Consider the following 12121-nt stretch of genomic DNA (forward strand, 5'->3'; position numbering starts at 1 on the left):
AACCCGTTTCGATGGGGAGGGGAATGTATGGGTATCGGGGTTTCCAGAAGATCGGTTCTGAAAGGGTCGGTAGTCGGCACAGCGGCTGTTGCTTTGGGTGCAAAGGCAGGTGCTGCTCCGGCGGGGAGTGTGGATATCGAGTCTCCGTTGATTTTTCATTCGCCGGAGTTCGAGCCGTTCTGTGACGAACTACATTCGTTGTCAACGCTTTCCGGAAACGAGATCACACTGACAGCGCAAGTGGGGCAACATGCCTTTCATCGGGATTTTCCCCCGTCCCCAGCACTGTCGTACCGCAGCGGAGAGATCGGTGGCGGTTATCTGGGCCCTACCGTCGAGGCGCATTCCGGCGAGCCGATCATGTTGACGTTCGAGAACGATCTGACCGGACATCCGTTGGCAGCGGACATGGATATGACGCTGCACGGAATGCAGGCCGACTTTCGTGCGCACCCGCCGACGTCGTTGCACTTGCACGGGGGAGTCACTTCACCTGAGAGCGACGGCCATCCGGAGCTGCTGGTGATGCCGGGACAGGCTGCGATGCATCACTTTTTGCACGGTCAGGAAGCCGCCCACCTCTGGTATCACGATCATGCGATGGGCATCACCCGGCTCAACGTCTACGCCGGTCTGATCGGCAACTATCTGATCAGGGATGAATTCGACACCGGCGAACTGGGAAATCCGTTGGGGTTGCCGGCCGAGGAATTCGAGATCCCGTTGATCCTGCAGGAGAAGATCTTCACGCCGACAGGCGCCCAGAACGGCCGATCCACCATCTTGATCCCGGAAGGATCGTGGGAAGGCGGCGCGGTGGGCGACGTCGGCTTGATCAACGGCAAGGTGTGGCCGGAACTGTCCGTGGCTCGGGGCCTTTACCGCCTCCGCATCGTCAATGCGTCGTCGGCAAGTGTGTGGAATCTTCACTTCTCGAACATGATGACGTTCTGGGTCATCGGCAACGACGCCGGAATGCTCGACGCACCCGTCGCGGTCAATGCCTTCCGCTGCGCACCGGGGGAGCGGTACGACCTCCTCGTCGATTTCACCGGACTGTCGGAGGGATCGACGGTGGAGCTTCGCAACGACGAGGCGCCCCCGCTACCCGCCGCTGTCATCGGTGAAGTGACTATGCCGCTGTTCTGCCGGTTCCGCGGTGACGCCAGGCGCGGATTCACCGGTGGTGTTCCGTCGCAACTGCGCGGTGGGCGCCGGCAACGTGACGTTCTCGCCCCGTTGGAGCAGCCGACGGTAATTCGCACGGTGACGGTGAGCCAGCAACTGGAACTGCGGAATCCACCGGCTCAGATGACGCTGAACAACCTGACGTTCAGCACCACGGACGTCGAGAGGCCGCGGCAAGGCACCGTCGAGCAGTGGAACATCGTCAACACCACGCCGGACCCGCATCCGATACACCTGCACCTGGTGAATTTCCGGATTCTCGGCAGAACACCGATGCGGACGCTGGAGTACTTGATCCGACATCCGCAGCCGGTGATCGGCAACAAGTGGACTCCGTCGCCCGAAGGGTTCGAGGCGGGGCCGATGATCGCGCCGGCGCCGTGGGAAGCGGGAATGAAGGACACCGTCAGGGTGGACGGCGGCACCGTCACCCGGATCATCGTGCGATTCCCCACCGCGGATGAGCTGGGTTTCGATCCCGACGCGATGTTCGATCGTCTTCCGAGCGGTGGGATGACGGGCAGTGGGATGACGGGCGGTGGGATGACGGGCGGCGGGATGACGGGCGGCGGGCGCCACGATATGGCTGATTCTGGTCGACTCCAGGGATATGTGTGGCATTGCCATCTACTCGATCACGAAGATCACGACATGATGTTGCCGTATCGCATCGTGCCGTGAGTGCTTCCGGGGGCGCACCCGAAATGAACCGAAGCGGGCAGGCGTTCGCGCACCTGATCACCTCGGTCACCTAGCAGGATCGCTTCGGTCCTTCCCATGAATTTGGAACACGTTCTACAGTGAAAGGGCTGAGGTCTGTACCTCGGCCATGCGCCACCACCGAAGGTGGCGCGGACGATCTGCAGACCGGTTCGACGAATTACACGGAAGGAACACCTCACAGTGACCACAGAGGCATTCATTTATGAAGCCATCCGTACCCCGCGAGGCCGCGGCAAGAAGACCGGGTCGTTGCACTCGGTCAAGCCGATCTCGCTGGTCACGGGTCTGATCCAGGAACTGCGCGTGCGCTTTCCCGACCTCGACGAGGACCGGATCTCCGACCTCATCCTGGGCGTCGTCACCCCCGTTGGCGATCAGGGAATGGACATCGCCCGCGTTGCAGTCAACGATGCGGGACTGCCCGACACCGTCGGCGGCGTTCAGCTCAACCGTTTTTGCGCTTCCGGCCTCGAGGCCGTGAACATGGCTGCTCAGAAGGTTCGGTCCGGCTGGGACGAACTGGTGATCGCCGGTGGCGTCGAGTCGATGTCCCGCGTTCCGATGGGATCCGACGGTGGACCGTGGGCACTCGACCCCGCCACCAACTACGACAACTACTTCGTGCCGCAGGGCGTCGGCGCAGACCTCATCGCCACCATCGAGGGCTTCTCGCGTGACGACGTCGACGCATACGCCGTGCGCTCGCAGGACCTCGCCGCCAAGGCGTGGACCGGCGGATACTTCGCCAAGTCGGTAGTGCCGGTCAAGGACATCAACGGCATCACCATCCTCGACAACGACGAGCACATGCGTCCGGGCACCACGGCAGAGAACCTCGCCGGCTTGGCTCCCGCGTTCGGTGTGATCGGTGAAATCGGCGGATTCGACGCCGTGTCGCTGCAGAAGTACCACTGGGTCGAGAAGATCAACCACGTTCACCACGGCGGCAACAGCTCGGGGATCGTCGACGGCGCTGCCCTCGTGCTCGTCGGTAGCGAGCAGGCCGGCAAGGACATGGGTCTGACGCCGCGCGCTCGCGTCGTCGCCACCGCCACCAGCGGCGCCGACTCCACCATCATGCTCACCGGCCCGACGCCGGCGTCGAAGAAGGTTCTGGCAGCTGCCGGCCTGACGGTCGACGACATCGACCTCTTCGAGATCAACGAGGCATTCGCTTCCGTCGTCCTGAAGTTCCAGAAGGACCTGAACATCCCGGACGAGAAGCTCAACGTCAACGGTGGCGCGATCGCCATGGGTCACCCACTCGGTGCAACCGGCGCGATGATCACCGGAACGATGGTCGACGAGCTCGAGCGTCGTGGCGGCAAGCGCGCCCTCATCACCCTGTGCATCGGCGGCGGTATGGGCGTTGCCACCATCATCGAGCGCGTCTGACGCGGCGTCCGTCCTTCCAACGAGGCTTACCAGGAGTCAAGCAAAGTGACTGATCAGAACATCATCAACTGGGACCAGGACGCCGACGGCATCGTCGTGCTCACCATCAACGATCCCAACCAGGGCGCAAACACCATGAACGACGCGTACATCGCGTCGATGAAGGCCACCGTCGACCGTCTGGTCGCCGAGAAGGACTCCATCACCGGTGCCGTCATCACTTCCGGCAAGAAGACCTTCTTCGCCGGTGGCGACCTCAAGAACATGATCAAGGTCGGCCCCGAGCAGGCCGAGGAGATCTACAACCACAGCGTCGAGATCAAGGCAGACCTGCGTCGCCTCGAAACTCTCGGCAAGCCGGTCGTCGCCGCCATCAACGGCGCGGCACTCGGCGGCGGCCTCGAGATCGCTCTCGCGACCCACCACCGCATCGCGGCAGACGTCAAGGGAGTCAAGATCGGCCTGCCCGAGGTCACCCTCGGCCTGCTGCCCGGCGGCGGCGGCGTCGTGCGTACCGTGCGGATGCTCGGCCTGCAGAACGCGCTCATGGGCGTCCTGCTCCAGGGGCAGCAGCGTGGACCCGTTCAGGCCAAGGAAGTCGGCCTCATCGACGAGGTCGTCGGCTCGGTAGAGGAGCTGGTTCCGGCTGCGAAGGCATGGATCAAGGCCAACCCCGAAGGCGGCGTTCAGCCGTGGGATGTCAAGGGCTACAAGATCCCTGGCGGAACTCCGTCCACTCCGGCATTCGCTGCCAACCTTCCGGCGTTCCCCGCGAACCTGCGTAAGCAGCTCAAGGGCGCTCCGATGCCGGCTCCGCGCGCCATCATGGCCGCAGCCGTCGAGGGTTCGCAGGTCGACATCGACAACGCGCTGCTCATCGAGGCTCGCTACTTCACCTCGCTGGTGACCGGCCGCGTCGCGAAGAACATGATCCAGGCGTTCTTCTTCGACCTGCAGTCGATCAACGGCGGCGGTTCACGTCCGGCAGGCATCGAGAAGTCCACCATCAAGAAGGTCGGTGTCCTCGGCGCGGGCATGATGGGCGCGGGCATCGCGTACGTCTCCGCCAAGGCAGGCTTCGACGTCGTGCTCAAGGACGTCACCATCGAGGCTGCGAACAAGGGCAAGGCGTACTCCGAAGGCATTGAGGCCAAGGCGCTCTCGCGCGGCAAGACCACGCAGGAGAAGTCCGACGCACTCCTCGCCAAGATCACCCCGACGGCTGACCCGGCAGATTTCGCCGGCGTCGACTTCGTCATCGAAGCAGTTTTCGAGAGCCAGGAACTCAAGCACAAGGTGTTCCAGGAGATCGAGGACATCGTCGATCCCAAGGCACTGCTGGGCTCGAACACCTCGACGCTGCCCATCACGGGTCTCGCCACCGGCGTGAAGCGTCAGGAAGACTTCATCGGCATCCACTTCTTCTCGCCCGTCGACAAGATGCCGCTGGTGGAGATCATCCGCGGTGAGAAGACCTCCGACGAGACTCTGGCTCGCGTGTTCGACTACGTCCAGGCGATCCGCAAGACGCCGATCGTGGTCAACGACTCGCGTGGCTTCTTCACCTCGCGTGTCATCGGCACCTTCATCAACGAGGCCATCGGCATGCTCGCCGAGGGCGTCGAGCCTGCCACCATCGAGCAGGCCGGTATGCAGGCCGGTTACCCGGCTGCGCCGCTTCAGCTTTCGGATGAGCTCAACCTCACCCTCATGCAGAAGATCCGCAAGGAATCTGCCGACGCCGCCAAGGCCGAAGGCAAGGAACTGCCGGCAGATCCGGCCGGCGAGGTCATCAACACCCTCGTCGAGAAGTTCGATCGTAAGGGCAAGCTCGGTGGAGCCGGCTTCTACGATTACGCCGAGGGCAAGCGCACCGGCCTGTGGTCCGGACTCCGCGAGAACTTCAACTCCGGAACCTCCGATGCTCCGATCCAGGACCTCATCGACCGCATGCTGTTCATCGAGGCGATCGAGACGCAGAAGTGCTTCGACGAGAACGTCCTGATCACCACGGCGGACGCCAACATCGGCTCCATCATGGGCATCGGATTCCCGGCCTGGACCGGTGGCGTTCACCAGTTCATCGTCGGTTACGAGGGCGGCACGGCCGGCTTCGTCGCTCGTGCAAAGGAACTCGCTGCGCAGTACGGCCCGCGGTTCACCCCGCCGGCTTCGCTAGGGGCATAGCCCCCGTGCGCCTTTTTGGTAGTTACGGCTACCAAAAAGGCGCACAGGGGTTTATCCCCAGCTTGTGAGTTATCCACAGACGAACTCCGACAGCGAATTTCACGTCAGTCCTGTCGGAGTTCGGCCTGACGCTTGGTGCCATGACTACGTCTCATGGTGGAAGCGAGTTTCTCCGGATTCTCGATGCGCAATCCGGTCTGGTACGGCAACAGCAACTCTCGTCATTCGGATACAACCGAGGGATGCTGCGGAACTTTCTGGACCGCGGCGAATGGCAGCGCGTTCTACAAGGCGTGTATGCAGTGACCGCTGGCCCGCTCACCAGAGAAATGATCTTGAACGCCGCTTGGCTTTATGGTGGCCCGCAAGCGATTCTGAGCCACGACACTGCAGCTGAGGAATGGGGAATGCGTCGCATCGACGCAGACAAGCCAGTCCATGTCACCGTGCCATACGGCAAGTCCGCTCGCTGTCAGCCCGCGACAATCCGCCGAGTTCCAGCGCGAACGTCGGGTGCACTTGTCAGAGTGGGTGGCGTGGTTCACCCCGGGGTAGTCGTCCACCGATCCCGAGCCCACCGATACATCGGCGTGCCGTCAGTCATACCTCGAACGTCGCGTGCGGATACCGCGATTGATCTTGCGACCGCCGAATCCACAGCGCGAAGCGCCTACGTTTCACTCATCACTACAGTGACAAATGCGCGAATTCCGTTGAACCATGTACGTCGTCGGATTGACGAACGAACACCACATCGATTCAAGGGCGCGCTTTCCGATGCGGTACGACTCCTGGCAGACGGGGTGCAGTCAACGCTCGAATACCACTATGCGGTCGACGTGGAGCAGGCGCACGGGTTGCCGTCGGCCAGACGCCAGTCACCGGTTCGCGTCGACGGTCGCACGTTGTACGAGGATTGCGACTACAGCGAATTCGGTGTGCCGCTGATCGTGCGTCTCGACGGTCGGTGGGCGCATTCCATGGCCGAGGTGGCATTCCGTGATCGCCGTCGTGACAATGCGGCAGAGCTGGCAGGTCGTCCGCGGTTGGTCTACGGATTCGACGAGGTGATGAAGACCCCGTGCCAGGTTGCGCACGAGGTGGAGACGGTCTTGCGGCGGGGAGGTTGGGTGAGGACGCAGTCGGGTGCCTGCGGCCCCTGTGCGCCTTTTTGGTAGTGCCGACTACCAAAAAGGCGCACAGGGGCTTTGCCCCTAGGCCTTCCACCACGGGCGAAGCGGCACATGCGCCTCACCCTTGGGGCCGAGCTTCACGGCCAGAACCTGGTGCAGCTGAACGACATTGCGCTCGAACCCGAGTCGTGAGCCGGCCATGTACAGGCCCCAGACGCGGGCGGTTCCTTCGCCGACCTCGGCGACGCAGGCGTCCCAGTTGTCGACGAGATTCTGGCACCATCCGGCGAGCGTCAGTGCGTAGTGCTCGCGAAGGTTCTCTTCGTGACGCACCTCGAGGCCGACGTTCTGGATCTCGGAGATGATGCGACCCGAACCGGTGAGCTCCCCGTCGGGGAAGACGTACCGGTCGATGAATCCGCCTGCCTTGGCGCTGCTTCGGTTGTCCGGACGGGTGATGCAGTGGTTGAGCAGACGCCCACCCTCACGCAGCTTGCCCTTGAGGAACTCGAAGTACGCCGGGTAGTTTCCGACGCCGATGTGCTCGGTCAGGCCGATGGAGGACACTGCGTCGAATCCGGTCTCGGCCACGTCGCGGTAGTCGGAGAAACGGACCTGGGCGAGATCGGCGAGGCCCTCGTCCTCGATGGCCTTCTGTGCCCAATCCGCTTGCTCGCGAGAGAGAGTCACGCCGATCACCTTGACGCCGCGCCTGGCCGCGTAGCGGACCATCGAGCCCCAGCCGCAGCCGATGTCGAGAAGTCGATCACCCTTCTGGAGTCCGAGCTTCTCGAACACCAGGCGGTACTTGTTCTCCTGGGCTTCTTCGAGCGTCTGTTCCGCATTGTCGTAAGCGGCACAGGTGTACGTCATGGACGGGCCGAGGACGTACTCGTAGAAGGTGTTGGAGACGTCGTAGTGGTGATGGATGACTTCGGCGTCACGAGTCTTGGAGTGACGCAGTCCTTCTGCGACGCGACGCCAGCGAGGGAGATGTTCCTGGGGCGGCGGGGCGATGGGCCGCAACAGATCCCAGCCCAGGGAGCGCGTGATGCTGGCGAGCGTCAGTGCGGACGGGCGCTTGAGGTGGAGTTCGTCACCCATGATGCGCAGGATCTCGTACGGATCACCGGGGTGGACACCCTCGGCTTCGAGATCGCCGGAGACGTACGCGCGGGCCATGCCGAGGTCGCCGGGAGCTGTTGCGAGATAAGTGGTTCCGCGAGTCGACTTGAGGTGCAGTCCGTAGTCGGCATCTTCGGGGCCGGCGGTGCTGCCGTCGTACGCGGTGAATCGAAGCGGCAGCATGCCGTCGGAAAGCGTCTCGAGAATCTCGGCAATAGAGAGCTTGTCCTGGCTTTTGGAGTCTTTGAACGTGGTCATTTACGTTGCACCGCCTTAGAGAATAGATCCAATAAACGGGATTTCGGGTCGTAGCGTTCCTTGAGTCCGATGTACCGGTCGCCGCCGTAGTACAGCTCCTCGAAGTCTTCCTTCGAGTAGTAGGAGTCGGAGTAGAGCGATTTGTGTCCGTCGAAATCGCTGACCTTTTCTTCGATCAGTCGATTTGCTGCCCCCTCGCGCTCACCGGGAACGATCGGCACCGAAGACCAGAAGCCGATGTTGACGTAGGTGCGCTTGGGTTCGAGGGGGTAGAGGGGCCACGGCCGTGATGCAGAAGCGGCGGCAGGGCTTGGCTCGCGAAGACGCAACGGGCACAACCACAGTGGTTCGATCGGGATTTCCTCGAGGAACCACGAGACGAAGTCCGCGGTTCGTTCGATGGGTACCTCGACGTCCTGGACGACGCGTTCGCGCGGGGGCTTGCCCTTGCGCTTTTCGAGGCGATCTCCGATGTCGTACTTGTGGTCGAGGGCGATCAGCTTCCAGTAGAAGCTGCTGCGCAGGTACTGCTTGGGCCAGAAGCGCCGGATCTTCGGGTTCTGTGCACCGAAAGCTCGTGAGCACCAGAACCAGTCGGTGTCCCAGCGCCACAGGTAGTCGCGAATGGTCAAGCGATCCGTCTTGGGCTGGGTGAGTGACGAATGCTGGATCGACCGGTAGAAGATGTCCTGGTCGGTGTAATCGCTGACCGGGCCTTCCTCGTCGGTTTGCACGCCGAGTGTGAGGTAGCTCTCGAAATCGGTGAAGACCACCCCGTCGAGATAGTCGACGGCGATCCCGTCGTACTCGCGTTCGGTGACGATGCGATCCATCGTTTCTTCGAGCTTCTTCAACGAATCGAAGCGCACGTGGCGCAAGGCGACGTACTTCTTGACGGGTTCGAGTGCGATCTTCAATCGCGTCGAATAGCCAAGGGTGCCGTAGGAATTGGGGAAACCGAAGAACAGTTCGGCGTGTTCGCCGTCCGGTGTTGCGGTGATGATCTCGCCGCTTCCGGTCAGTACGTCGATTTCGAGTACCGACTCGTGCGGCAGGCCGTTGCGGAACGAGGTGGACTCGATGCCCAGGCCGGTCACCGCACCGCCCAGGGTGATGGTCTTGAGTTGAGGCACGACCAGGGGCGCCAGCCCGTAGGGCAGCGTCGCGTCGACGAGGTCCTCGTACGTGCACATGCCGGCGACGTCGGCTGTGCGCGCCTGCGCATCGACGGCGATGACACCTGCCAGACCGCTGACGTCGAGGCCGGGGGCCGACGTCTTGGCGCGAGCGCGGAACAGATTGGATGTCTTCTTTGCCAGGCGTACAGAAGCATCGGCGGGAATGGCGCGGTATGACGCGAGTAGGCGTTCGACGCCTTCTCTGTGCTGCTCGAACCCCATTTCACGCGCAGCATCGGAACCCGGGCCTTGCTTTGTCCGGATTCGATCTAACTTCTGAACTACCCCATTGAACGAGAGAGTCACACCCTGACGCTATCGGTAGTTGCGTGTGCAAGCTATCCGGAGGGGTATTAATGCCCGAATTTGATCGAGTTGTTGCAATCGAACTCGGTAAATGCTCCGAGTGGTGAACCAGCTCACACGGAATGGGTAGATGGTCGAGATACCCGGGCGCAGCAGGCAGTATGGAAAGGAATATCTGCGCACTTCGAGGTGCGGATTCGGGTAGTCATTCGCGGTATCGAGCCGCGTTGGTCGAGCAAGGAGACGTAGGGCATATGGGTCAGGTCAATGCAATGAGTTCGACAGTCGTCACAGCAGCACCCGACAAGGTGCTCGCGGCGCTCTCGGACTACGAGACGGTTCGCCCGCGAATCCTGTCCGAGCAGTACCTCGACTACAAGGTCGTCGAAGGTGGCCAGGGTGACGGAACCGTCGCGCAGTGGACGCTCAAGGCGACGGAAAAGCGCTCGCGCAACGTCAAGGCGACAGTGACGGTCGACGGCAACGTCATCACCGAGAAGGACGCGAACTCCAGCCTCGTCACCACCTGGACCGTTGCCCCCAACGGCACCGGAACGACGGTGACGACGCTCACCCAGTGGCAGGGTGCCACCGGTATCGGCGGCTTCTTCGAGCGCACGTTCGCTCCGAAGGGTCTGCAGCGCATCCAGGCCCAGGTCCTGGACAACCTCAAGCGCGAACTCGTCTAACCGATCCTGCATCACCGAGATGGCGTCGTACCTTCACCGGTACGGCGCCTTCTTTCATGGGCCGGTAATGATCCGTCCGAATTCGGTGAGTGCGGGGTTTCCGCTTTCCCAGTAATCGCTGTGAACTCCGAACCCAGGCTCCCCGGGAGATCCGGTGAATACCTGCGCGCCGAATTCCGGATCCGACGGGTCGAACCCGTGGACTCCGAGGATCGTGGGGATCAATTGGACCGGATCCCAGAAGGCCGTCGTCGAATGAACATGGCGAGCCATCTCGGCCGAGTCGACGCCGTCCAGGCTCAGTTCGTTCACGCGCTCGGCATCGACGCCGGGGCTTGCGACAAAAACCAGTTCGTCGACGTCGAGGGAAGCGCCACGGGTAGTCGCAGCACCGATGACGGTGCTGCCGTAGGAATGACCGATCACCACGTTGTGCGAAGGCGGACCGTCATGCGAGGTTCGTAACCCGTCCTGGAAGCTGTCGAGCCTCGGCGCTGCGGAGGTGGCGTACCGATCCGATGCTGCGTCGGGAATGCCTGGGGGAGCGTCGTATCCGGACCACAGGATCACTGATGTGGCTTCCGTCGGTGCTGCCCTGACGGACGCGTCGTACATGGCCTTGGTTCGTTGCAGGTCTCCGCCGACGCCCGACAGCCCGGAGCCGGTTCCGGGAACCAGTGTTGCGACGTTGCCGGCGGCATCGGGATTACCGACTGCCACGACGGCATGCCCATCCGTGACCGAGAGAAGGAACGTGTCCGGTCGAAGTTCGCCGCGCACGGCCGTGTATCCGGCAGCTACCGTTCGATCCGGCAACTGCTCGAGCGCAGAGAGGTACCGCCGGTTGTAGTAGTCCCGGTCGAGAGCGGGAAGGCCGTCGCGGCTACCGATGGACGGATCCCACCTCGCCAACGCGTCTTTCTCGTTGGGCGTGAGCAATTCCCAGAGTCGGTGTAGCTCCGTGGGTGTCCCGGGGAGTGTCGACCTCCCGTCGAGGATGTCGACGACAGTGCGGTCGAGGCGATCAGGCTGATTGCCAAGGAGTGATCCGATCTCTCGGAATGCCGCACGCAGAGCAGTCGCGGCCCGGTTGTCTTCGTCGTCGAGTGCCGTCAATGCAGTGGAGATCTTCTGCTGAAAAACCTGTGCAGCCGTGGCGTTTTCGGAATCTTGCATGGCGTCGGCCAGATTCCATGGCTGCTTCGTCTCAGGTGCCGATACCGCTCCACTGTCTGACACCGTCAAGCCGTGTTCGAGAGTCGCCTCCTCGACCAGGTCCAGAACTGATTTTCGCGCCGCACCGATCGTATTGGCCGCTCCGCCATACAGATCCGCAACTACGCGAACTGCAATCGACAGCCGCGACGAGGAAAGCGAGATACCAGACCACTGCACTGCCGCCGCGCTCGACGCTTGTCCCTGCCAGAATTCGCGGACGGCGTCGATGCTGCGTCCGGCGTCATTGCCGAGGACTTCGATCTGCCGGTCGATGTCGATCAATTCCGAAGCGCTTGTGCGCAATTTCTCCGGTGACCATGTTCGAAGCTGAGAGACGGTGGGCTGCATCAGTAGGCTCCGCGCAGTTCGGACACCACTTCGCCCTCGGCAGCGTCGTACAGACGTGCTGCGGCAGCGGTTCCCGACGCCATGAGTCCCAATTGCGTAGCCAGGTACCGGTACGCGTCGGCGATGACGCCGGCATTCCCAGTCGACACAGCCGCGACAGCGGACGAGTTCAGGGCCGCCGCGGCTTCGAAAATCGGGCCGGCGGAATCGATCCCCGAGATCTGATCCGCGATTCGAGACAGATCAGCCGAAAGTTGCTGCAGAGCAGCGAAATCTACCTGAAGTATCGGCCCCATGGCAGAACCGTATCCAGGTGAGCGGGCTACCTCGGCGGTGCCGACATACCTGTGGACAAGTGGAATTTCTCCACAGA

General features: G+C 62.4%; 9 protein-coding genes. 5 read left to right on the forward strand and 4 right to left on the reverse strand.

The window, feature by feature from the left end:
* The first annotated feature begins 27 nt into the window (after nucleotides 1-27).
* From G9U53_RS12665 to G9U53_RS12680, 4 genes are all read left to right on the forward strand, one after another.
* Nucleotides 28-1869 (forward strand): multicopper oxidase domain-containing protein, encoded by a 1842-nt coding sequence (locus tag G9U53_RS12665; protein WP_165638741.1) that lies wholly within the window; start codon nucleotides 28-30, stop codon nucleotides 1867-1869.
* A 222-nt stretch (nucleotides 1870-2091) separates the two neighbouring features.
* On the forward strand, nucleotides 2092-3306 hold the full coding sequence (locus G9U53_RS12670; protein WP_007731553.1) for an acetyl-CoA C-acetyltransferase: 1215 nt from the start codon (nucleotides 2092-2094) through the stop codon (nucleotides 3304-3306).
* 45 nt (nucleotides 3307-3351) lie between these two features.
* The gene (locus G9U53_RS12675; protein WP_030535720.1) at nucleotides 3352-5493 is read left to right on the forward strand and encodes a 3-hydroxyacyl-CoA dehydrogenase NAD-binding domain-containing protein; all 2142 of its coding nucleotides are present in this window, start codon (nucleotides 3352-3354) and stop codon (nucleotides 5491-5493) included.
* A gap of 140 nt (nucleotides 5494-5633) precedes the next feature.
* Nucleotides 5634-6671, forward strand: coding sequence for a type IV toxin-antitoxin system AbiEi family antitoxin domain-containing protein (locus tag G9U53_RS12680; RefSeq protein ID WP_165638742.1), 1038 nt, complete (start codon nucleotides 5634-5636; stop codon nucleotides 6669-6671).
* Between the two features lie 36 nt (nucleotides 6672-6707).
* Here the strand turns inward: G9U53_RS12680 and G9U53_RS12685 are convergent, their stop codons facing one another.
* Together G9U53_RS12685 and G9U53_RS12690 are read right to left on the reverse strand one after the other, a co-directional pair.
* Nucleotides 6708-8009, reverse strand: a complete 1302-nt coding sequence (locus tag G9U53_RS12685; RefSeq protein ID WP_003943932.1) for a class I SAM-dependent methyltransferase — start codon at nucleotides 8007-8009, stop codon at nucleotides 6708-6710.
* Nucleotides 8006-9409 (reverse strand): FAD-binding oxidoreductase, encoded by a 1404-nt coding sequence (locus G9U53_RS12690; protein ID WP_165638743.1) that lies wholly within the window; start codon nucleotides 9407-9409, stop codon nucleotides 8006-8008. Before G9U53_RS12690 ends, G9U53_RS12685 begins: the two co-directional genes overlap by 4 nt.
* Before the next feature lie 338 nt (nucleotides 9410-9747).
* On the opposite strand from G9U53_RS12690, the gene G9U53_RS12700 reads away from it, so the two are divergent.
* Complete coding sequence (locus tag G9U53_RS12700; protein WP_003943959.1) at nucleotides 9748-10182, forward strand: SRPBCC family protein; 435 nt, start codon at nucleotides 9748-9750, stop codon at nucleotides 10180-10182.
* A 54-nt stretch (nucleotides 10183-10236) separates the two neighbouring features.
* Here the strand turns inward: G9U53_RS12700 and G9U53_RS12705 are convergent, their stop codons facing one another.
* Both G9U53_RS12705 and G9U53_RS12710 read right to left on the reverse strand, forming a co-directional pair.
* Nucleotides 10237-11748: an alpha/beta hydrolase gene (locus G9U53_RS12705; RefSeq protein WP_165638744.1), complete on the reverse strand. Its 1512-nt coding sequence runs from the start codon at nucleotides 11746-11748 to the stop codon at nucleotides 10237-10239.
* Complete coding sequence (locus G9U53_RS12710; protein WP_020905903.1) at nucleotides 11748-12044, reverse strand: hypothetical protein; 297 nt, start codon at nucleotides 12042-12044, stop codon at nucleotides 11748-11750. The genes G9U53_RS12705 and G9U53_RS12710 overlap by 1 nt, the downstream gene beginning before the upstream one ends.
* Between the last annotated feature and the right edge of the window lie 77 nt (nucleotides 12045-12121).

Source organism: Rhodococcus sp. D-46, from assembly GCF_011290655.1.
GTDB lineage: Bacteria > Actinomycetota > Actinomycetes > Mycobacteriales > Mycobacteriaceae > Rhodococcus_F > Rhodococcus_F qingshengii.

Excerpts from the sequence above, each read along its gene's own strand:
- G9U53_RS12680 (WP_165638742.1), top strand. The coding sequence starts at position 5,634 with ATGACTACGTCTCATGGTGGAAGCGAGTTTCTCCGGATTCTCGATGCG.
- G9U53_RS12685 (WP_003943932.1), bottom strand. The coding sequence starts at position 8,009 with ATGACCACGTTCAAAGACTCCAAAAGCCAGGACAAGCTCTCTATTGCC.
- G9U53_RS12705 (WP_165638744.1), bottom strand. The coding sequence starts at position 11,748 with ATGCAGCCCACCGTCTCTCAGCTTCGAACATGGTCACCGGAGAAATTG.
- G9U53_RS12700 (WP_003943959.1), top strand. The coding sequence starts at position 9,748 with ATGGGTCAGGTCAATGCAATGAGTTCGACAGTCGTCACAGCAGCACCC.
- G9U53_RS12665 (WP_165638741.1), top strand. The coding sequence starts at position 28 with ATGGGTATCGGGGTTTCCAGAAGATCGGTTCTGAAAGGGTCGGTAGTC.
- G9U53_RS12710 (WP_020905903.1), bottom strand. The coding sequence starts at position 12,044 with ATGGGGCCGATACTTCAGGTAGATTTCGCTGCTCTGCAGCAACTTTCG.
- G9U53_RS12690 (WP_165638743.1), bottom strand. The coding sequence starts at position 9,409 with ATGGGGTTCGAGCAGCACAGAGAAGGCGTCGAACGCCTACTCGCGTCA.